This window comes from uncultured Lactobacillus sp. (assembly GCF_944327175.1).
In the GTDB taxonomy this organism is placed as follows: Bacteria; Bacillota; Bacilli; order Lactobacillales; family Lactobacillaceae; genus Lactobacillus.
Genome location: NZ_CALVGT010000002.1, coordinates 20,200 through 39,139, shown reverse-complemented (window position 1 = coordinate 39,139; position 18,940 = coordinate 20,200). Strand labels below are relative to the sequence as shown.

General features: G+C 50.2%; 24 protein-coding genes and 1 other annotated feature. Of the genes, 5 read left to right on the top strand and 19 right to left on the bottom strand.

Going from position 1 to position 18,940, the window contains the following annotated elements:
• Nucleotides 1-62: 62 nt before the first annotated feature.
• The 3 genes from Q0J41_RS00305 to rplJ form a co-directional block, all read right to left on the bottom strand.
• Nucleotides 63-263, bottom strand: coding sequence for an RpiB/LacA/LacB family sugar-phosphate isomerase (locus Q0J41_RS00305; protein WP_296224618.1), 201 nt, complete (start codon nucleotides 261-263; stop codon nucleotides 63-65).
• A gap of 256 nt (nucleotides 264-519) precedes the next feature.
• Nucleotides 520-885 carry a 50S ribosomal protein L7/L12 gene (rplL, locus tag Q0J41_RS00300; protein ID WP_002876509.1) on the bottom strand — a complete coding sequence of 122 codons (366 nt, stop codon included), beginning with the start codon at nucleotides 883-885 and terminating at the stop codon, nucleotides 520-522.
• 52 nt (nucleotides 886-937) lie between these two features.
• Entirely contained in the window at nucleotides 938-1,447 is a 510-nt protein-coding gene (gene rplJ / locus Q0J41_RS00295) for a 50S ribosomal protein L10 (protein ID WP_270449132.1), read from the bottom strand.
• Between the two features lie 34 nt (nucleotides 1,448-1,481).
• Nucleotides 1,482-1,611: a sequence feature (ribosomal protein L10 leader region), on the bottom strand.
• Nucleotides 1,612-1,709: 98 nt separating this feature from the next.
• Here rplJ and Q0J41_RS00290 point away from each other — a divergent pair.
• Complete coding sequence (locus tag Q0J41_RS00290) at nucleotides 1,710-2,111, top strand: hypothetical protein (RefSeq protein ID WP_296224578.1); 402 nt, start codon at nucleotides 1,710-1,712, stop codon at nucleotides 2,109-2,111.
• 71 nt (nucleotides 2,112-2,182) lie between these two features.
• Here Q0J41_RS00290 and Q0J41_RS00285 read toward each other — a convergent pair whose 3' ends face one another.
• The 6 genes from Q0J41_RS00285 to rpmG form a co-directional block, all read right to left on the bottom strand.
• Nucleotides 2,183-3,187 (bottom strand): glycosyltransferase family 2 protein, encoded by a 1,005-nt coding sequence (locus Q0J41_RS00285; RefSeq protein WP_296224576.1) that lies wholly within the window; start codon nucleotides 3,185-3,187, stop codon nucleotides 2,183-2,185.
• Nucleotides 3,188-3,350: 163 nt separating this feature from the next.
• Complete coding sequence (gene rplA / locus Q0J41_RS00280; protein ID WP_296224573.1) at nucleotides 3,351-4,046, bottom strand: 50S ribosomal protein L1; 696 nt, start codon at nucleotides 4,044-4,046, stop codon at nucleotides 3,351-3,353.
• A gap of 83 nt (nucleotides 4,047-4,129) precedes the next feature.
• The gene (rplK, locus tag Q0J41_RS00275) at nucleotides 4,130-4,555 is read right to left on the bottom strand and encodes a 50S ribosomal protein L11 (protein WP_296224571.1); all 426 of its coding nucleotides are present in this window, start codon (nucleotides 4,553-4,555) and stop codon (nucleotides 4,130-4,132) included.
• 125 nt (nucleotides 4,556-4,680) lie between these two features.
• On the bottom strand, nucleotides 4,681-5,235 hold the full coding sequence (nusG, locus tag Q0J41_RS00270) for a transcription termination/antitermination protein NusG (RefSeq protein WP_270449138.1): 555 nt from the start codon (nucleotides 5,233-5,235) through the stop codon (nucleotides 4,681-4,683).
• A gap of 91 nt (nucleotides 5,236-5,326) precedes the next feature.
• Nucleotides 5,327-5,497, bottom strand: a complete 171-nt coding sequence (gene secE, locus Q0J41_RS00265; RefSeq protein ID WP_296224565.1) for a preprotein translocase subunit SecE — start codon at nucleotides 5,495-5,497, stop codon at nucleotides 5,327-5,329.
• Nucleotides 5,498-5,503: 6 nt separating this feature from the next.
• Nucleotides 5,504-5,653, bottom strand: coding sequence for a 50S ribosomal protein L33 (gene rpmG, locus Q0J41_RS00260; protein WP_296224563.1), 150 nt, complete (start codon nucleotides 5,651-5,653; stop codon nucleotides 5,504-5,506).
• Between the two features lie 175 nt (nucleotides 5,654-5,828).
• Here rpmG and Q0J41_RS00255 point away from each other — a divergent pair, with 175 nt between their 5' ends.
• Nucleotides 5,829-7,580 (top strand): 1-deoxy-D-xylulose-5-phosphate synthase, encoded by a 1,752-nt coding sequence (locus Q0J41_RS00255; RefSeq protein ID WP_296224561.1) that lies wholly within the window; start codon nucleotides 5,829-5,831, stop codon nucleotides 7,578-7,580.
• Between the two features lie 120 nt (nucleotides 7,581-7,700).
• Here the strand turns inward: Q0J41_RS00255 and Q0J41_RS00250 are convergent, their stop codons facing one another.
• The 5 genes from Q0J41_RS00250 to cysS all read right to left on the bottom strand — a co-directional run bounded on the left by Q0J41_RS00250 (nucleotide 7,701) and on the right by cysS (nucleotide 11,262).
• Complete coding sequence (locus Q0J41_RS00250) at nucleotides 7,701-7,916, bottom strand: hypothetical protein (RefSeq protein WP_296224559.1); 216 nt, start codon at nucleotides 7,914-7,916, stop codon at nucleotides 7,701-7,703.
• 68 nt (nucleotides 7,917-7,984) lie between these two features.
• The gene (locus Q0J41_RS00245; protein WP_296224557.1) at nucleotides 7,985-8,554 is read right to left on the bottom strand and encodes a sigma factor; all 570 of its coding nucleotides are present in this window, start codon (nucleotides 8,552-8,554) and stop codon (nucleotides 7,985-7,987) included.
• Between the two features lie 111 nt (nucleotides 8,555-8,665).
• Complete coding sequence (rlmB, locus tag Q0J41_RS00240; protein WP_296224555.1) at nucleotides 8,666-9,415, bottom strand: 23S rRNA (guanosine(2251)-2'-O)-methyltransferase RlmB; 750 nt, start codon at nucleotides 9,413-9,415, stop codon at nucleotides 8,666-8,668.
• Entirely contained in the window at nucleotides 9,402-9,845 is a 444-nt protein-coding gene (locus Q0J41_RS00235; protein ID WP_296224553.1) for a ribonuclease III domain-containing protein, read from the bottom strand. The genes rlmB and Q0J41_RS00235 overlap by 14 nt, the downstream gene beginning before the upstream one ends.
• Nucleotides 9,838-11,262: a cysteine--tRNA ligase gene (cysS, locus tag Q0J41_RS00230; RefSeq protein WP_296224551.1), complete on the bottom strand. Its 1,425-nt coding sequence runs from the start codon at nucleotides 11,260-11,262 to the stop codon at nucleotides 9,838-9,840. Before cysS ends, Q0J41_RS00235 begins: the two co-directional genes overlap by 8 nt.
• Before the next feature lie 144 nt (nucleotides 11,263-11,406).
• Between cysS and Q0J41_RS00225 the strand changes: the two genes are divergently transcribed.
• Both Q0J41_RS00225 and Q0J41_RS00220 read left to right on the top strand, forming a co-directional pair.
• On the top strand, nucleotides 11,407-11,973 hold the full coding sequence (locus Q0J41_RS00225) for an NUDIX hydrolase (protein ID WP_296224550.1): 567 nt from the start codon (nucleotides 11,407-11,409) through the stop codon (nucleotides 11,971-11,973).
• Between the two features lie 265 nt (nucleotides 11,974-12,238).
• A complete protein-coding gene (locus Q0J41_RS00220) occupies nucleotides 12,239-13,087 on the top strand; it encodes a M20/M25/M40 family metallo-hydrolase (RefSeq protein ID WP_296224549.1) in 849 nt (282 codons plus the stop codon).
• Nucleotides 13,088-13,135: 48 nt separating this feature from the next.
• On the opposite strand, the gene Q0J41_RS00215 is transcribed toward Q0J41_RS00220, so the two are convergent.
• On the bottom strand, nucleotides 13,136-14,011 hold the full coding sequence (locus Q0J41_RS00215) for a LysR family transcriptional regulator (protein WP_296224547.1): 876 nt from the start codon (nucleotides 14,009-14,011) through the stop codon (nucleotides 13,136-13,138).
• Between the two features lie 117 nt (nucleotides 14,012-14,128).
• On the opposite strand from Q0J41_RS00215, the gene Q0J41_RS00210 reads away from it, so the two are divergent.
• Nucleotides 14,129-15,154 (top strand): YeiH family protein, encoded by a 1,026-nt coding sequence (locus Q0J41_RS00210; protein ID WP_296224544.1) that lies wholly within the window; start codon nucleotides 14,129-14,131, stop codon nucleotides 15,152-15,154.
• 82 nt (nucleotides 15,155-15,236) lie between these two features.
• Here the strand turns inward: Q0J41_RS00210 and gltX are convergent, their stop codons facing one another.
• The 4 genes from gltX to Q0J41_RS00190 all read right to left on the bottom strand — a co-directional run bounded on the left by gltX (nucleotide 15,237) and on the right by Q0J41_RS00190 (nucleotide 18,788).
• The gene (gene gltX, locus Q0J41_RS00205) at nucleotides 15,237-16,739 is read right to left on the bottom strand and encodes a glutamate--tRNA ligase (RefSeq protein ID WP_296224543.1); all 1,503 of its coding nucleotides are present in this window, start codon (nucleotides 16,737-16,739) and stop codon (nucleotides 15,237-15,239) included.
• A gap of 144 nt (nucleotides 16,740-16,883) precedes the next feature.
• On the bottom strand, nucleotides 16,884-17,720 hold the full coding sequence (locus Q0J41_RS00200) for an ABC transporter permease (protein WP_296224541.1): 837 nt from the start codon (nucleotides 17,718-17,720) through the stop codon (nucleotides 16,884-16,886).
• Nucleotides 17,720-18,418, bottom strand: coding sequence for an ABC transporter ATP-binding protein (locus Q0J41_RS00195; RefSeq protein WP_296224539.1), 699 nt, complete (start codon nucleotides 18,416-18,418; stop codon nucleotides 17,720-17,722). Before Q0J41_RS00195 ends, Q0J41_RS00200 begins: the two co-directional genes overlap by 1 nt.
• Nucleotide 18,419: 1 nt before the next feature.
• Nucleotides 18,420-18,788: a GntR family transcriptional regulator gene (locus Q0J41_RS00190; RefSeq protein ID WP_296224538.1), complete on the bottom strand. Its 369-nt coding sequence runs from the start codon at nucleotides 18,786-18,788 to the stop codon at nucleotides 18,420-18,422.
• Between the last annotated feature and the right edge of the window lie 152 nt (nucleotides 18,789-18,940).

The window sequence follows — 18,940 nt, the reverse complement described above, 5'->3', positions numbered from 1 at the left end:
GCCTTTCTCTGAAATGGCTAAGAAAAAATATCAGAACAACATAATCGTTTTAGTGAAATATTCTATTTCACTGGCACGCAGTGCTTATCGTTGATGGCCATGACCTTGTCCACCCGCCGGCGGTACTTTTCTTCCATCAAAGGATCCGTGTTCAGCCAGGTCTTGACGATTTCGCCGGCCATCATATCCCCGATAATCTTGGCCCCTAAGCAAAGGACGTTGGAGTCGGTGTGCTGGCGGTCAAGGTCTGGCCGTTGGGCCATTTGGCATTCTTGCGGATGTTGAAGGTCTAGGTCTTGCCGCCTTTAGAAACGGTTACCTTGGTTGCCCGGGCCTTTTTAACCTTGGCAATAAGCAAGTAAATACAAAACTAAACACAGCAATATCCACGCTTAATCGTGGACCAAGAAGCCAAAGGGCCTCTTTTTGGGGCAAAAAGCTAAAAAAGCAGACAAAAAACGCGCCTGTGGATGTCCACAAACGCGTTCTTCGTTAATAATTAATGCCCGAAGGCCGTAATTATTTAAGGGTAACAGTTGCGCCAACTTCTTCAAGCTTAGCCTTAAGTTCGTTAGCTTCGTCTTCTGACAAGCCTTCCTTAAGAACAACTGGAGCACCGTCAACAGTCTTCTTAGCGTCCAGCAAGCTTGCGCCAGTAACTTCCTTAACGATCTTAATAACCTTAACCTTTTCAGTACCTGCTGAAGTCAATTCAACGTCGAAGCTTGACTTAGCTTCTTCAGCACCACCAGCGGCACCAGCAGCAGCTACAGGAGCAGCAGCAGTAACGCCGAATTCTTCTTCGATAGCGTGTACCAGGTCGTTCAATTCAAGAATTGAAGCACCCTTCAATTGTTCAATGATGTTAGCAGTATCCAAAGCCATTGTAATATCCTCCGAAAATATGGAATTTAATATCTAATTTAAAATGACCAGACTATTCAGCTGATTCTTCCTTTGATTCAGCGACAGCCTTAACAACGTATGCAAAGTTGCGTACAGGTGCTTGCAATACAGAAAGAAGCATTGAAAGCAGACCTTCGCGACCTGGAATTGCAGCCAGTTCTTCGACTTGTTCCTTGGTAGCAACTTGACCTTCAAGTGCACCACCCTTAATTTCAACAACGTCGAACTTCTTAGCGTAGTCAGCAGCGATTCGGGCAGGTGCAGTAACGTTGTCTTCATCATCAGTGTAGATCACAGCTGATGGACCAACGAATACTGGTGCCAAATCTTCCAAGCCGGCTTGAGCAGCAGCGCGGCGAAGGTAAGTGTTCTTGACAACCTTCATCTTGGCGTTGCTTTCACGCAATTCTGCACGGAAAGCAGTAACTTCGTCAACAGTCAAACCAAGGTAGTTGATAACTACGATGGACTTAGCTGACTTAAGTTCTTCTGCAAATTCTTCAACGAATTTAGCCTTAGCAGCGATAATAGCTTGACTCAAAATTATTCACCTCCATAAAATTTTGTAAAATTCTACAAGGCCTAAAAAAACTCCATGCCAAGAAAGACATGGAGAGTTTAATAATCTTCATTATCTTCTGGCCTCGGCGGGATTGTATTGAGGCTTTACGCCACCCACGTCTTAGGTTAGAAATTTACTTTATCTAGATTACCATCTAAAGCAAGATCTGTCAAACCTTTTTCGCCACTTTTTGCAAAAATCTGCTAAAATCTACTGTAATGACTTTTAGGAGGTACTTTCTTTGCGCAGTAAACTGATCGACATTTTCTACTTCTTCTTGGCCGGCATTTCCGGCACCCTGGCCGTCTTCAGCATGTTCCAGGACCATTCCGCTGGCAGCATCGCCATGGACGTCTTATTCCTCATTATCAGCGCCTACTTCATTGTCCGCGGCTTCCTGGACATCGAATCTGAAAACAAGAAGCTGAGCAAGAACTGGCAGATCCTCTCCTGGATCGCCTGGTCCTTGCTCCTCTTGGGCGTCATCTTGACCTTGACCGGCTATAAGCTGGGCATCCACGTCCTGGGCTGGGCCGGCTTCGTCCTCTTCCTGCTCTGCTCTTTCGTCGTGCCTGAACAAGCCAACGACAAGAACTTTCACGTCAAGCGCCGGGACGAGACCGGTTTTGATGACAAAAATTAAGTCTGTTTTTTTAAGCTTTGGCGTTCTTGCCAAAGCTTTTTTGTCGAATATTGTCTCTGTTTTCCCCTGCCCTAATTAAATGAATACAGTCGCTGCAGGATCAAGTAGGCCCCGCTGACCATCTGCCGCATAGGCAGGACGTCCTGGGAGACGAAATGGCCCACCAGGCGGTGTTTAAAGGACTTGTAGGTCTCCAGGTCGTAAGTCTTCAAGAACTGCCAGAGTTCGTCCTTTTTTGCGATATATTCCTTCTTCTTGCCCCGGATCAAGATAACGCTAGTTACGCCCGTGACGGCTTCTAAGAAGTACTTCATGTATCTGGCATAAGGTGCCCGCTTGTTGACTTGGGAAGCGTAGAAAACAATCAGCTGCTTGTTGATCAAGATCTGCTGGTCGATCTTCTTCAGCATCACCTTTTCGTTGACCGACTGGTCATCCCGGCCAATAAAATAGTGATAGAGGTTGACCGGCAGGTAGCGCATGGTCTGCACCTGCACCATCGGTTCAAAGACAAAAATATTGTCATCGTAGGATACCTTGGTCGGCAAGGTTACCTTGGCCCGCTCCAGGACTTTCCGGTTGTAGATGACGGAGTGAAGCATGAAATACTGGCCCATCCGCAGCTTGACCTCATCCCAGGAGAAGGTCCGTCCGACCGGCAGATGGGGGAACTTGATCACCCGCTGGCGGTTTAATGCCGGCTTGTCATAGACATAGTTGGCCAAAAAGAGGTCGACTTCCGGATTGTTTTCCAGATAATCCAGCACCTCTTTATAGGCTTCCTGGTCCAGCCAGTCGTCGCTGTCAACGATCTTGACGTACTTGCCCTTGGCCAGGCGCAGGCCATTGTTGATGGCCCCGCCGTGGCCGGCATTTTCCTGGTGGACGACTTCCAGGTCCAGGTTTAAGTACTTAGCTTGGTAGTCATCCAGCATCCGGCCGGTTTCATCAGTTGATCCGTCGTCAACCAAGATGATCTGCACCCGGTCTCCGCCGGCTAATAGGGAGTCGACGCAGCGGTTCAAGTATTCAGCTGAGTTGTAGCAGGGAACGATAAGAGTTAATAATTTTTCCACCTTGATACACTTCTTTCAGTTTGGCTATCTGTCCCTACTAGTATAGCAAGATTTTTTAAAAGAAAGCCTTTTCGGCTACTAAAAATTTCTTAAAGCAAAATTAGGGCAAAGAAAAACTCCCCGCCAAAAGGCGGGGAGCTTAATTAGCTTAACTTAGGGATAATTAGCCCATCAAAGCGATTGGGTCCAACTTGATCCCAGGGCCAAAGGTTGCGGCAACTGCGCAGCTCTTGATGTATTGACCCTTAGCTGAAGCTGGCTTTGCACGCAAGATAGCGTTTTGCAAAGCGCGGAAGTTTTCAGTCAATTGTTCTTCAGTGAATGAAACCTTGCCGATAGCAGTGTGGATTGAAGCTTGACGGTCGACACGGTATTCTACTTGACCAGCCTTAACGTTTTTAACAGCCTTGGCAGTGTCCATAGTAACAGTACCAGTCTTAGGGTTTGGCATCAAGCCCTTAGGCCCAAGCACACGACCCAAACGACCAACCTTAGCCATCATCATTGGAGTAGCGATGACAACGTCGAAGTCCAGGTAACCGTTTTGAACCTTTTCTACCAAGTCGTCTGCGCCGACTTCGTCAGCACCGGCAGCCTTAGCTGCTTCAGCTTGTGGGCCTTCAGCAAATACGATAACCTTTACAGACTTACCAGTACCGTTTGGCAAAACGATTGAGCCACGGATTTGTTGGTCAGCTTGCTTTGGGTCAACGCTCAGGTTGTAAGATACTTCTACGGAAGCGTCAAAGTTAGCGTATGAAGTTTCCTTAACCAGCTTGATAGCGTCTTCTACTGAGTACAACTTGTTGCTGTCAACCTTCTTGGCAGCTTCTACGTATTTCTTACCATGCTTTGGCATGAAAAATCCTCCTTGTATGTGTGGTCAAACGAGCTTTCTCTTTGCTCTCCCACCTGACTTGTTAATTGGTAAAAATTAACAAATTAGTCCTTTACTTCGATACCCATACTTCTAGCAGTACCTTCAACCATACGCATAGCAGCTTCGATTGAGGCAGCGTTAAGGTCCTTCATCTTAGTTTCAGCGATTTCCTTAACTTGAGCAGTGGTTACTGAACCAACCTTGTTCTTGTTAGGTTCGCCTGAAGCCTTTTGAAGGCCAGCAGCTTGCTTCAGCAAGACTGGTGCTGGAGGAGTCTTAGTTACGAAGTCGAATGAACGGTCTTCGTAAACAGTGATGACTACAGGGATGATCATGCCCTTTTGGTCAGCAGTACGAGCATTGAAGTCCTTAGTAAAGCCAACAATGTTGATACCTGCTTGACCCAAAGCAGGACCTACTGGAGGTGCAGGGGTTGCAGCGCCAGCTGGAATTTGTAACTTAACAACGTTAATAACTTTCTTTGCCACGGTCAAAACCTCCTTGATTCCGTGATGCGGTTAAAATGGAGAGTTTCCACACTCTCCTCCCACAATAATAAAGTACGTTTAATATAGTACTCTGAAAACCGGCAGAATGCAAGACTTTTTTATGTTTAGTCTTCCATCTTCTTGACTTGGTCAAAGTCCAGTTCAGCAGTGGTAGCGTGGCCGAACATGTCGATGGTCAAGAAGAGCTTTTGCTTGTCGTCCTGGATTTCAGCGATCTTGCCGACCATGCCGTTGAAGGCACCTTCGGTGATCATGACGTTTTCGCCAACTTCGTAGTCGTAGTCAACCTTTTCAGTTGCTTCGCCTTCTTGCATCTGCAGGATGGCTCTGACTTCTTCCTCGTAAAGCGGGGAAGGCTTGGAACCACCGCCGTGGCTGCCAACGAAACCAGTAACATTAGGAGTGTTCCGGACAACAAACCAGCTTTCGTCAGTCATGACCATTTCAACCAAAACGTAACCAGGGAAGACCTTTTCGTTAACTTCTTCCTTCTTGCCGCGCACGTCTTCGATCTTTGGTTCTTGCGGAACGACAACCCGGAAGATGTAGTCCTGCATCCCCAGTGACTGGGCCCGAGACAGCAAGTCGGATCTAACCTTGTCTTCAAAACCAGAGTAAGTGTGCAGGACGTACCATTGCTTCTTGGCGGATTCTACCATAATTTCTTTAATCTCCTTTTTGGCAAACAAAAAAACCTCGCTAAAGAGGTTTTCCTAGAAACTAGCATGATTATAACATACTTTGTCGCTCTTACAGAACTAATTGAATCAATTTTGCAAAGGCCCAATCCAAGGCACCCAAGAAAATCGCGTAAAGCAGAGAAGTTACGACCACGTTCACCGTGTCGTGCCGGTTTTCCTTAGCACTTGGCCAATGAACCAGTTTCATTTCCTGACCAACGCTCTTAAAAAACTTAATCATCCCTGTCTACCTCGTTTCCCTGTGCAAAGTCTTCTTGCCGCAGTGCTTGCAGAACTTGTTCAGTTCCAAGCGCTTGGTGCGGTTGTTGTTTGCAGTGATTGAGTAGTTCCGTGACCCGCAAACGCTGCAGGCCAAAGCTGCTTTCTTTACTGCCATAATATTCACCTTCAAACTTCATTTGATTTTAGCAAAAATCCGCCCTAAAAGCAACTATTATATGACTGACTTTGCCGGGCTTTATTTTCACATCTTAAGCGGCCCCTGTGTCATAATGGTACTAGTAAAAACGCAGTTTACAAGATTGCCGGTTAGCCGGCCATGAGGAGAAGAAATGAATCAACATCCTGAATACCTGCTCAACAAAATCAAGTCACCAGCTGACCTTAAGGTCCTGGATCTGGAAGAAATGAAGCAGCTGGCTTCAGAAATCCGCCACTTGATCATCGAGAAAGACGCGGCGGTTGGCGGCCACCTGGGTCCTGACCTGGGGATCGTGGAACTGACCATCGCCTACCACTATGTCTTTGACGCCCCCGGCGACAAAATCATCTGGGACATCTCCCACCAGACCTATCCCCACAAGATGCTGACGGGCCGGGCTTATGCCTGGCTGGACCCGGAAGCTTACGGCAAGGTGACTCCTTACACTAATCCCGATGAAAGTCCCTACGACTACTATGCCGTTGGCCACACTTCTACCTCCATCTCTTTAGCCACCGGCATGGCCAAGGCCCGGGACCTCTTAGGCGGCAGCGAGCGGATCATGGCCGTCATCGGCGATGGCTCCTTGACCGGCGGGATGGCCTATGAAGGCTTAAATAACGCCGCGCTGGAAAAGGGCAACCTGGTCATCGTCATCAATGACAACCAATGGTCCATTGACAAAAATGTCGGCGGCTTGACCACGGCCCTGAAGAAGCTGAGAGACAGCCAGGGGCAGGATCCGGAAAATCCTTTTAAGGCCTTCGGCTTTGATTACCGCTATGTGGCTGACGGCAATGACCTGGAAAGCATGATTAAGGCCTTCAGAGAAATCCATGACGTCGACCATCCCCTGGTTTTGCACGTCAACACCTTAAAAGGCAAGGGCTATGAGCCAGCTATTGAGGATGAAGAAAAGCACCACTGGGTCCGCCCCTTCGACTTAAGCGATGATTCACCAAAGACCGTTGCCGCGAGCCCGACTCCAGCGGAAATTGCCGTTAAGACCGTGGCTAGCGCTATTGATGGCGGCCAGGAAAACATCATGGCCGTCACTGCCGCCATCCCTGGCGTCTTTGGCCTGGACTCCTTTAAAAAGTCTTACCCGGACCACTACGTCGACGTCGGGATCGCCGAGCAGGATTCCGTGGCCTTCGCGGCGGGCTTTGCCAAGGCCGGCGGCCGGCCAGTCCTTTTTGAAAACTCCACCTTCCTGCAGCGGGCCTTTGACCAGCTCAGCCATGACGTGGCGGCTAATAATTTGCCAGTCGTCATGATCGTGGCTGGCGGCGGGATCCAGGCCAACTCCAAGACCCACGTGGGCGTCTTTGACCAGGTCATGGTCAGCAACCTGCCTAACTGGAAGTACCTGGCCCCGACCAGCTTGACTGAAGAAGCGGCCATGATCAACTGGGCCTTGAAGCAAAAAGACGGCCCTGTAGCTATCAAGCTGCCAGTCCGGCAAGTTCCAGCCGGCGGAGCCGCTCTTGAAGGCTACCGGCACATCCACTACCAAAAGCGGCGGGCCGGCAAAAAGATTGCTATCCTGGCTTTAGGCGACATGCAGGAATTAGGCAACCAAGTTGCTGAAGAACTTGATGCTACCCTCTACAATCCTTTGTCAGCCAATATCCTGGATACTGACTGCCTGGACCACTTAGCCCGGCACTACCAGGCCGTAATTACTTTAGAAAACAATATCCTGGACGGGGGCTTCGGACAAAAGGTGGCCGGCTACCTGGCTGACCGGCCGGTTTTGGTCAAGGCTTTTGGCGAAAAGCGGGAATACACCGACGTTGACCAAAGCTATGACCAGATCCTGGTTCACAACCAATTGACGGCTGAGCAAATCGTTGCCAGCGTCAAGCATTTATTTAACTAAGCAGCATTTATAGCCAGATTCTTATTTTAACAGAAAAAAACGGCGGCTCGTAGAGCCGTCGTTTTTTTGCCCCTTCCCCTCCCATATGTGAGACAAGAGGTCGGGAATGTAGGGAAAAGATTATTTCTTAAGGTTTTCGTTGACAAATGCGATGATCTTGTCGTCAGAGTCGCTCATGAATGGAAGCATGGCTTCCTCAGTCTTGTCGGTGTTGTGGCCGTTTGACTCCATGAAGTAGTACCAAAGGGCATCTCTTACAGGGGTGTCTGAGTCACTCCAATCAAAAACTTCTTTCATTGAACGATCCAGCAAAGCTGTCTTAACAATTTCTGACATTCTTGATTACCTCCTAAACAATTTTTTCATCCTACAACTGTTATTATAGTCCTATTTGGCTAAAATGTTTACGCACCTATCCGTAATTTTAGCTTGATTTTTTCCTTCACCCGGTATTTGGCCCGTCTGAGCCCCATCTCATTGACCTGGTACTGGCGCTTGATCTCCCCGGCCTGCTTATAGCCCAATTCCAAAAGCAATTCTTCCAATTCCAGCATGCTCAAAGACTCAACCAAATCCTGCCAGTCCAGAACAGGCGCCGGCGGACTCGCGATCAAGCAGGAAGCCTGCTCAAGTTCGGGAGTCACATCTTCCCAGTAGACCTGGTCGCTGATCGACAGGCGCTTTTTCCGCTTGCCTCGTCTGATCAAGTTGATGGCCCGGTTGTGCAGGCTGACCTTGTAAAAGCCAACAAAAGGCTTTCCTTGCTTTAAGTCAAAGCGCTTGGCCGTCTTATAGCAGAGGATCAAGGCCTCCTGCTCCCAGTCCTGGCTGTCATATAACTCCACAAAATACTGCTTGATGGTGCCGCCAATCACGGGCAGGCAGCTGTAATACAGTTCTTTAAGGGCCTGCTCATCGTCATCTTTTTGAATCCGGCTGATCAGCAGGCGCTCTCTTTCCTTTGTCAATCCCATTATAAAAAGCCCTTTCATTCTGTTTGCCCACAGAATAAAGGACTTTTTACCTTGACAGAATCGAACCATTGTTTGATTCAATCACTTTTCGCAAACTGTAAACGATTTGCTTTACAAAGGGTGGCGGCTGTTAAAGGCCTGGTAGAGCAGGACCCCGGTTGCTACTGAAGCGTTCAGGGATTGAACGTGACCAATCATCGGAATGGTCAAGGTCTGGTCCATTTGCTTAAGAAGCAGTGGAGAGATTCCCTTGCCTTCATTGCCGATGACCAAAACGGTCTTGCCATTGGCATTCCACTTCCGGTAGTCATCGCCTTTCATGGCCGTCCCGAAGATCCAGTAACCCCGGTCCTTCAAGGCCTGGCAGGTTTGAACCAGGTTGTTCACCCGGGCAACTGGCACGTGGTCGATGGCTCCGGTTGAGGTCTTCGCCACCACGCTGGTCAGGCCGCTGGCCCGGCGCTTAGGGATGATCACCCCGCTAACCCCGGTCGCGTCGGCGCTGCGGAGGATGGAGCCCAGGTTGTGGGGGTCTTCAATATTGTCCAGCATGAGCAAAAGGGGGGCCTCTTCTTGGTCCAGTTTGTCCAAGAGCTGGTCAAAGTCGGCATATTCAAAAGAAGCGACAGCCAAAACCAAGCCCTGGTGGTTTTCCCCGCCAGTCAGCTTGTCCAGCTTGTTTTTCGGCACCCGCTGGATGATCAAATGCTTCTTTTTGGCATAGCGGTAGACTTCTCTGGCAAAGTCCTCCTGAACCCCTTCAGCCAGGAAGACCTTGTTGATTTTTTCGCTGTCCTGGGTTTTCAAAAAGTCGATTCCGGCATGGCGGCCGAAGACAAAATCCTTGTTAGTTGAAGACATATTCCCTTGTCCCTTCACTTTCCACCTCATCAATGCACCAGGCAATCAATTCATTGACCCTGCCTTCTTCACCAGACAGGTCCAAGTAGCCAAAGACTGCTTCAAAGCCGGTTGACATTTCATACGTGGCCAGGCTGGTGTTCTTGGCCTTGGTATGAGTCTTGGCGTTTCTGCCCCGCCGGTAGGCTGTTTCTTCTTCTTCAGTCAAAAAGCCGGTGTCCAGCATTTTGGCAATCAGGCCCGCTTGGGCCTTGGCTGAGACATAGTGGGTTGCTGCTCTTTGCAGATTCTGCGGTTTCAGCATCCCGCCCTTGATCAAGTGCCGGCGGATGGCGGCTTCATAGATCCCGTCGCCTAAGTAGGCCAGAGTCTGCCCGCTCAAGGTGTTGGGATCGATCTTCTTTTCAGTTAACTTCTGTACTTTATTCACGGCTCCACCTGGTTCCTTGCGGGGTATCCTTGAGGACTACCCCCATTTCCTTAAGCTGGTCGCGGAGTTCGTCACTCTTAGTCCAGTCCTTTTTCTTTCTGGCTTCTGTCCGCTGGGCAACCAATTCTTCGATTATGGCCTCATCATCGCCGGCTTCCTTGGCCAGGAGCTTGTCAACATCTAAGCCAAAGACGCTGAGCCAGGCGGCTAATTTTTCAGTAAAAAGCTGCAAACTCTCCTTATCGGCCTTTTCAGCGTTAGCGTTAGAGTTAACGGCTGGCAGGGCTTCGTAGATGGCGGTCAAGGCATTTTGCACGTTGAAGTCGTCATCCATGGCTGCTTCAAACTTGGCCGTGGTTTCTGCGATCAGCTTGGCCAGGTCCGGGTCCGGCAAAGATTCAGTCGCGTCAGCCAGGCGGTAGTTGATCCCTTCCAGGGTGTTCTTGAAGCGGTCCAGGATGTTGGCGGCCTGCTCCAAGTTTTCTTCCGAGTAGTTGATCTGGCTTCTGTACTGGACGCTGGCCATGAAGAAGCGGAGAACCTGGGGATCAACGGTCTTTAAAATATCGTGGACGGTCACGAAATTGTGCAGGGACTTGGACATTTTTTCCTCATCCTTGCCCACGGTCACGAAGCCGTTGTGCAGCCAGTAGTTGACGAACTTCTTGCCCGTCTTGGCTTCACTTTGGGCGATTTCGTTTTCGTGGTGGGGGAATTCCAGGTCCTGCCCGCCCCCGTGGATGTCCAAGGTGTCAGCTAAGTACTTGGTGGACATGACTGAGCATTCAATGTGCCAGCCTGGCCGGCCCTTGCCCCATGGGGACTCCCAGGCGATTTCGTCTTCCTCCTTCTGCCCCTTCCAGAGGGCAAAGTCGATCGGGTCTTCCTTGCGGCCTTGTTCTTCATCGTTTACGTGCTGGGAGGCACCCTCTTCCAGCTGGTCGATGTTCTGGTCACTCAAGTGCCCGTAGTCAGCGAACTTTTTAGCCCGGTAGTAGACATCCCCGTCTGCTTCATAGGCGTAGCCCTTGTCGATCAAGGTCTGGATGAAGTCGATGATGGCCGGGATTTCGTGGGTTGCCCGCGGGTGAAGGGTAGCTTCTTCGATGTTCAAGGCCCGGGTGTCTTCCAGGAAGGCTTGGATGTAGCGTTCAGCTAATTCCGGCACGGTCGTGCCTTCTGCTCTAGCTTCGTTGATCATTTTGTCATCGACGTCAGTAAAGTTGGAAACGTAGTTGACCTTGTATCCCTTGTATTCAAAGTAGCGGCGGATGGTGTCAAAAGCGATGGCGCTTCTGGCATTGCCGATGTGGATGTAGTTGTAAACCGTCGGCCCGCAGACGTACATGCTGACCTGGCCGGGAACCAGGGGTTTGAATTCTTCTTTTTGCCTAGTTAAAGTGTTGAAAAGCTTCACGATATTTTCCTGCTTTCTTTTACAAGTTTTTCCTTACCTGCAATAATTCAGTACTTAACACTCTACATTTTAACAGACAATCACCGCCCGTGGTAAAATCTGAGGGAACAGAGCGAAACAGAAAAAATAGAGAGAAGAGAATAAATGACTTTACTGACTGATTTACAAAATTACCACCCTTTTAACGAGCAAGAAGCAGCCGACGTTAAAGAGATGATCCACCGGCTGGAGACCGGGGAAGAACTGTTCTTGCGGTCCAATTTGGCCGAGCACTTCACCGCTTCAGCCTGGGTAGTCAACCCGGAACGGGACAAAGTTCTGATGGCCTACCACCGGATCTACGACTCCTGGGCCTGGCTGGGCGGGCACGCGGACGGCGACCAGGACCTTTTGCAGGTGGCTTTAAAAGAAGTCAAAGAAGAAAGCGGAGTTAAAGCTAAAGCTGTCACGGAGCAAATTTACTCTGCTGAGATTTTGACCGTGGACGGGCATGAGAAAAAAGGCAAATACGTTCCGTCACACTTGCACTTAAACGTGACCTACCTCTTAGAGGCTGACGACAGCTTGCCTATCCGGCCGAAAGCCGACGAAAACAAGGCTGTTGCCTGGTTTGGCTTGGATGAAGCCCTGGAAAAGTCAACTGAGCCCTGGTTTGTCGACCGGATCTACTCCAAGCTGAACGCCAAGCTTAAGGACTATCCGGCAAAGTAAATAGAATAGGGGGAAAAAGAAAAAAGTTTTTTTCAAAAAGCCGCTTGACAGAAACTTATTTACACTTTAAGACTACATTAATTAAAAATTAAAACAATTTAAGAGAAGTATCGATTAGAAGAGTAACCAGGTCCGGCTTTTTCCAGAGAGCTCAAGTTGGTGCGATTGAGCAAAAGCCGCCTGGCGAAACACATCTAAGAACTGGTTGGCCGAAATAAAGTAGGCCTTCCCGCTAGCGAGCGTTACCACGGCTGGTCTAGCTGTTTTGAAGACAGATTTTATTGGCAAAGAAGCTACTGGCTTAATCCTTGAGTCCTTCACTGCCGGCCAGGCCACCAACATGATTCCAGCCGCCGCGACCGCCGTTGTCTCTGGCGAGAATCTTGTGAAAATTGAGGCAGCTTTCCCGGACTTTTTGGCCAAAAATGGCTTGACTGGGGAAATCAACGAATTAGCTGGCGACAATGGTACTAGCTTAAAGATAAGTTTAGAAGGCGTCAGCGCCCACGCCTCAGTTCCTTGGGAAGGGAAAAATGGGGCCTGCCTCCTGGCCAGCTTCTTACGGACCTTTCCTTTCACCGGCCGGGCTAAAAATTTCCTGGACTTTGCCGGTGAATTTGAGCTAGCGGACTACTACGGGGAAAAAATCGGGATCGCCAATACTGACTCCGAGATGGGCAAGTCCATCAACTGCCCGGCCATCTTCCGCTACCAAAAGGGCCAAGCCGAAGCCTATATCAAGAGCGACATCCGCTATAGCCAGGGGACCAGCCCGGAAAAAATGTGCCAGCAGCTAAATGACAAGTTCGGCGCTTTCTGTCAGACGACTTTCCAGCCCTACCAAGACTTTGAAAAGCCCCACTTCGTTGCTGGCGACGACCCCTTCGTCAAGACCCTCCTTTCCGTCTACGAAAAGCAGACTGGCCAAGCCAGTGAGGCCATCATCTCCGCTGGCGCCAACTACGGCCGCTTCTTTAAAAACGGGGTCGGCTACGGGCCTGCCTTCCCCGGCAGCCTGGACACCGCCCATGCCATCGACGAATCCGTCAGCCTGGCTGAACTGGAAAAAAGCCTGGCCATCTACGCGGAAGCCATTTACGAACTGACCAAGTAGCTATATAGAAAAAAGGACTTTTACCTCATTTTGGTAAAAGCCCTTTTCTTATCTGCTTGCCTTAAGTTCCTCGCAGATCTGCCGGTGGCGGTCGGCGTAGAGGCTGCTCTTCTCCCAGATAAAAGTGAAGTCATGGCAGATCTGGAAGTCCCGCAAATTTAACTTCCGCAGCTTTCCTGTCTTTAAAAGGTCACTGACGGCGGTCTGATACAAGAAAGAGACCCCGCAGTTGGCCAAAAGCAGCTGGGTGATCATCTGCATGTTGCCGACCTGGACATACTGCTTGAAGTCGCTCAGTTCCCGCCCCTGGGCGCCTAAGCTGTCTTCCAGGATCTTCCTGGTCCCTGAGCCCGGTTCCCTAACCAAAAGGCGCTGGTCAAAAAGGTCAGCAATCTGGTCCGGCTCCTTGGCAAAAGCCAAATCTGGCGAGCAGACGGCGATGAAGTCCTCGCTTTGGTAGCGCAGGCTGGCATAGCCCCTGGCCGGGTCTCCTTCTACCAAGGCAAAATCCAGGTCCCCCTCATCCAGTTTCTTGGTCAAAAACTGGGTGTTGCCATAGACGACTTCCACATTGCTTTGGGGATGGTCTTTTAAAAAGCGGCTGAGGGGCCGGGCTAAGGCGTATTCCCCAATGGTCATGGTTACCCCAAAGCGGACCGGCGGCAGGTCAGCCTGCTCAATTTCTGCTTTAAGCAGGCGCTCATCGCTCTGCATCTGCCGCATGGCCTGGCGGAGTTTCTCTCCCGCCGCGGTCAAGATCAGTTTCTTGCCCTGGTAGCTGAAAAGCTTGACCTGGTACTCCTTCTCCAAATAGCGGATGTGCTGGGACACCGCCGGCTGGGTCACATGCAGGCGGTCAGCCGCTCGTGTGAAGTTCATGGTCTCACAGACCGTTAAAAATGTTTTGACGCGAAAATCCAGCATCCCCTGCCCCTTTATAATAATTTTGCTTTATCGACAGATAATAATCTATAATTTTATTTTCTACCATTTTACTACTATACTAAAGCATGTTCAAAAAATATCTGGAGGCAAAAAGAAATGAATTGGATTAAAAAGAATCTGACCGGCATCCTGGTCTGCCTGGCCATCGCTACCCCCGCCTGGTTCTTAGGCAAGGCCCTGCCAGTCATCGGGGGCGCCGTCTTCGCCATCTTGTTTGGCATGATCATCACCCTCTTTTGGGAAGAGAAGAAAGGCGCGGCCAGCGGGATCAAGTGGACGTCCAAGTATATCCTGCAAACGGCCGTCGTTCTCCTGGGCTTTGGGATGGACCTGCAGGTGGTCGTCAAGACTGGCCGCCAGTCCCTGCCGATCATCATCTGCACCATCTCTACTTCTCTCTTGCTCGCCTGGCTTTTGCACAAGTCTTTAAACATCCCCGGCAAGATCTCAACCTTGATCGGGGTTGGCTCATCCATCTGCGGGGGCAGCGCCATCGCCGCTACCGCCCCGGTTATTGACGCTGACGACGACGAAGTGGCCCAGGCCATCTCTGTTATCTTCTTTTTCAACGTCCTGGCCGCCATCCTCTTCCCCATCTTTGGCAAGCTCCTGGGCTTTGACCAGACTTCGGGGACTTCTTTCGGCATCTTTGCCGGGACAGCCATCAACGATACTTCTTCCGTCACTGCCTCGGCGGCAACCTGGGACAGCATGTTTCATTTGGGCAGCCAAACCCTGGACAAGGCTGTGACCGTCAAATTGACCAGAACCCTGGCCATCATCCCTATCACCCTGGCCTTAGGCTATTTCACCGCCAAAAAGGAGCAAAGAGGCAACAGCTTCAGCTTGAAGCGGGCCTTCCCTGCCTTCATCCTCTACTTTGTCCTGGCTTCCTTAATCACAACCTTTGCCCTGGCCAATGGGGTAAGTGCCGAGGTCTTCCTGCCTTTGAAGGAGCTGAGCAAGTTCATGATCGTCATGGCCATGGCCGCGATCGGCCTTAACTCCAACATCGTCAAGCTGGTCAAATCCGGGGCCAAGCCCCTCCTGCTCGGCGCTTCCTGCTGGGCCGGGATCACAGCCGTCAGCCTGCTTTTGCAGCAAATCTTAGGCCTGTGGTAAAAAATAAAACAAACAATTTAATCGATTGCATGAAAAAAGGCTTTTACCAAAACGGTAAAAGTCTTTTCCTTTGTTCTTTATCTTATTCGATGCCAGCTTCGCTAAGCTGCTTCAAGGTCAAGTCCAGATGCTTCATGACCGTGTCCTTGCCCATCAATTCCATAGCTTCGCCGATGCCAGGGCCCACCATTGACCGGGTAGTAGCAATCCGGATTGGCATGAAGAGCTTGCGGCCCTTGATGCCAGTTCCCTTCCGGGTAGCCATGATAGCGCCCATGATCTTCTTAGCCGTGAAGTTGTCCAGCTTGTCGAGTTGCTTCTTGAATTCTTCAATCGCCGGACGAGCTTCGTCCTTCTTGATTTCTTCCACTTCTTCGTCAGTCAGGTATTCTGCTTCAGTGAAGAAAATCTTGCTCAAGTCAACGATTTGCTTGGTGTAGGACATTTGGTTAGCGTACATGTTCACCAATTGTCTTACCCATTCCATCTTGCCTGGAGCCGGGTTAGCTTCAACCAGGCCAGCTTCTTGCAAGTTGTGCAGGGCCAAGTCCAAAAGTTCGTCTCTGTCAGCAGTCTTCATGTACTGGTTGTTGACCCAGTCCAGCTTCTTTTGGTCAAAGGCAGCTGGCGACTTGGACAGACGGGCCGGGTCAAACTGCTTGATGAATTCGCGCTTGGAGAAGATTTCGCTTTCGCCAACCGGTGACCAGCCCAGCAAAGTGATGAAGTTGAACATAGCTTCTGGCAGGAAACCAAGTTCTCTGTATTGTTCGATGAATTGCAGAACTGATTCGTCACGCTTTGACAGCTTCTTGCCAGTTGCGGAGTTGATGATCAAAGTCATGTGGCCGAAGACTGGAGCTTCCCAGCCCAAAGCTTCGTAAACGCAAAGCTGCTTTGGCGTGTTGGAGATGTGGTCATCGCCCCGGAGAACGTGGCTGATTTCCATCAAGTGGTCGTCGATAACGACGGCAAAGTTGTAAGTTGGCATCCCGTCACGCTTTTGGATAACGAAGTCACCACCGATAGTATCAGATTCAAAGCTCAGGTGGCCCTTAACGATGTCGTCCCATTCGTAAGTCACGCCTTCTGGAATGTGAATGCGGACAACCGGCTTCAGGCCCTTGGCCCGGGCTTCGTCTTGCGCCTGCTTGATTTCGTCAGCAGTCATGCCTTCGTATTCGTAGACATAGTGCGGAGCAATCCCCATGGCCCGCTGTTCTTCACGCTGGGCTTCCAGTTCTTCTTCAGTTTCAAAGGAGTAGTAAGCCTTGCCTTCTTCAAGCAGCTGGTCGATGTACTTTTGGTAGATGTCCTTTCTTTCGGACTGCTTGTAAGGGCCGTAGTCCCCGCCGACGTCCGGGCCTTCATCCCAGTCGATCCCCAGCCAGTGCAGGTTTTCGATTTGAGATTCAGCCCCGCCTTCAACGTTTCTGGCGGTGTCAGTGTCTTCGATTCTCAGAACCAAAGTCCCCTTGTTGTGACGTGCAAACAGATAGTTAAACAGAGCAGTACGCGCGTTACCAATGTGCAAGTGGCCAGTTGGTGACGGAGCGTATCTCACGCGGATTTTCTTATTAGCCAAAATTATGCCTCTTTCTTACTATTCTTCAACTTATTAAGTTTACTAGCAATAAGGAAAAAATTCAATCTTTACCGGCAAATACGGCCCTAACGGCAAGCAAAAATGCCCGCCAAAGGCAGGCATTTGTCATTTAATCTGATTTGCTTATTTCTTGGCTTCAACGCCCTTCTTGAAGACGAAGTATTCCGCTGCCCACAAGACGGCCACGTAGACAATTTGAGCCAGCATGTAGAGCCAGCTGATGACCGGCAAGCCCAGGTCGGTATGAGACGTGTGCAGGCCAGTATTGTCAATGACAAAGTTGAAGTCAAAGCCGAAATTTGAAACCATGCGAATGACCGCGCCCAAGATGCTGCTGCTGCCCCAGGACAAGAGAGCCAGCAGGGCCAGCAGGATAACTGCCTTGGCAAACTTGCTCGTTCTCCCCTTCAAAGGCAGGAAGTCCCCCAAGACACTGGCTGATTCAGTGATGAGCAGCCAGAAGCAGATGCCGCTGATAAAGCTGACCAGGGCAAACAAGGCCATGTAAAGGCCCCAGCTGATGATGCTGGAGACGTAAGGCTGGAAAGTCGCTACTGCTTGAGAATCGATCCGCATCTCCCCGCCAAAAATAAATGGCAGCAGGACAATTACGAAGATCAAGAGGTTAGCTAAGGCAAAGATAACCGCGGTCACGAGCCCGGTCAGCACGTTGGCCGTCAAGAAGTTGCCGGCCGTTACCGGCACTTGCCGCCAGGTCTGGGACCGGTTGATCCGGTAGGCCGCCATAATCACGTCAATTTGGTACCAGATGCACATGCAGAAGATCACCATCGCGCTAATCCCGATGCCAACTCCGGCAGAGTCACTGCCAAAGCCGTATCTGATGTCGAAATACAAGCTGACCAAGAGGATAAAAACTGCCTCGATGCCCAGGCTGAGCCAGGTTGTCCGGCTCTTTTCCTTGAACATGGCCGCGAATGTCTGCTTAAAACCGATCATTACTCTTCCCCCTCGTAAAATCCTTCATACCACTCTTCGATGCTTTCGTGTTCAGCCCGGATTTCTTCAGCGCTGCGCTGCTCTAAGACTGAATGCTTCTTGATCAAAACGACCTCATCGATCACCGGGGCGATTTCGTCTAAGACGTGGTCGCTGATGACCAGGGTCGCCTCTTCCGGCTTCCAAAGCAGCATGGACTTGATAATCTTCTTCCGGCTCATGGCGTCAACTCCGCTGAAAGGTTCGTCCAGCAGGTAGAGCTTGGCCTTGCGGGAGAAGACCAGGGCGATGATCAATTTTTCTTTCATCCCCTTGGACAGACTGCCCAGTCTTTCATCTTCATTCAAGTTCATGAATTCCAGAATGTCAGCAAACTGCTTGTCGTCAAAGTCCGGGTAGACCAGGCGGTAAAAGTCAGCGACATCCTTGATCTTTCTGGAATCGCGGAAGGCGGACAGGCTGTCGGTCATGGCAATGTACTGCTTGCGGCGGTCTTCGTCTGCTTCCCCGCAAACCTCCACGCCGCCCTTGTACTGCTTGGCCAGGCCCGCGATCACCCGCATCAAGCTGGTCTTGCCGGCCCCGTTGGCCCCGACTAAGGCCACGATCTTACCGGCCTCCAAAGTCAAGTTGACTCTCTCCAAAATCGTCTTTAAATTCTTGTGGTAGCTTAAATCCTTAATCTCCAAAGCCTTCATGCTATTCCTCCCTTGTGTCATCTAAGTAGCTGGCCAATAATCCAGTCAGGCTTTCCCTTTCGACTCCGAGTTTCTCCATCCGGCTGACGAAAGCCGCCAGCTCCTGCTTCAGCAGTTTGCTCTTCATTTCCTCCAGGTGGCCTTCATCGGTCGTAACGAAGTTGCCTTCGCCGCGCTTGGTAAAAATATAGCCCTTGGCCGTCATTTCTCTAAGTGCCCGCTGGACTGTATTGGCGTTGACCGTTAATTCAAGTGCCAGGGCTCTGACTGAAGGCAGCTTCTCGCCAGCCTGCAGCTTGCCCTGGGCGATCTGCAAGTAGATATAGTCTTCAATCTGCAAGTAGATCGGCAGGTTGTCTTTGAATTTCATTTACGCACCCCTTCGCTGTACTAGCAATCTAATACACTGTTAGTGTATAACGGATCAGCTCTTTCGTCAAGGTAAAAACAAAGAAAAAGCAAAATTTTGTCCCTTTATCTTTGGCCTAGTTCTTTACTATACTTTTTTAGTTTTCTTTCATC

Excerpts from the sequence above, each read along its gene's own strand:
- Q0J41_RS00305 (WP_296224618.1), bottom strand. The coding sequence starts at position 263 with ATGGCCCAACGGCCAGACCTTGACCGCCAGCACACCGACTCCAACGTC.
- rplL (WP_002876509.1), bottom strand. The coding sequence starts at position 885 with ATGGCTTTGGATACTGCTAACATCATTGAACAATTGAAGGGTGCTTCA.
- rplA (WP_296224573.1), bottom strand. The coding sequence starts at position 4,046 with ATGCCAAAGCATGGTAAGAAATACGTAGAAGCTGCCAAGAAGGTTGAC.
- nusG (WP_270449138.1), bottom strand. The coding sequence starts at position 5,235 with ATGGTAGAATCCGCCAAGAAGCAATGGTACGTCCTGCACACTTACTCT.
- secE (WP_296224565.1), bottom strand. The coding sequence starts at position 5,497 with ATGATTAAGTTTTTTAAGAGCGTTGGTCAGGAAATGAAACTGGTTCAT.
- rpmG (WP_296224563.1), bottom strand. The coding sequence starts at position 5,653 with ATGGCAGTAAAGAAAGCAGCTTTGGCCTGCAGCGTTTGCGGGTCACGG.
- Q0J41_RS00255 (WP_296224561.1), top strand. The coding sequence starts at position 5,829 with ATGAATCAACATCCTGAATACCTGCTCAACAAAATCAAGTCACCAGCT.
- Q0J41_RS00250 (WP_296224559.1), bottom strand. The coding sequence starts at position 7,916 with ATGTCAGAAATTGTTAAGACAGCTTTGCTGGATCGTTCAATGAAAGAA.
- Q0J41_RS00245 (WP_296224557.1), bottom strand. The coding sequence starts at position 8,554 with ATGGGATTGACAAAGGAAAGAGAGCGCCTGCTGATCAGCCGGATTCAA.
- rlmB (WP_296224555.1), bottom strand. The coding sequence starts at position 9,415 with ATGTCTTCAACTAACAAGGATTTTGTCTTCGGCCGCCATGCCGGAATC.
- Q0J41_RS00225 (WP_296224550.1), top strand. The coding sequence starts at position 11,407 with ATGACTTTACTGACTGATTTACAAAATTACCACCCTTTTAACGAGCAA.
- Q0J41_RS00215 (WP_296224547.1), bottom strand. The coding sequence starts at position 14,011 with ATGCTGGATTTTCGCGTCAAAACATTTTTAACGGTCTGTGAGACCATG.
- Q0J41_RS00210 (WP_296224544.1), top strand. The coding sequence starts at position 14,129 with ATGAATTGGATTAAAAAGAATCTGACCGGCATCCTGGTCTGCCTGGCC.
- Q0J41_RS00200 (WP_296224541.1), bottom strand. The coding sequence starts at position 17,720 with ATGATCGGTTTTAAGCAGACATTCGCGGCCATGTTCAAGGAAAAGAGC.
- Q0J41_RS00195 (WP_296224539.1), bottom strand. The coding sequence starts at position 18,418 with ATGAAGGCTTTGGAGATTAAGGATTTAAGCTACCACAAGAATTTAAAG.
- Q0J41_RS00190 (WP_296224538.1), bottom strand. The coding sequence starts at position 18,788 with ATGAAATTCAAAGACAACCTGCCGATCTACTTGCAGATTGAAGACTAT.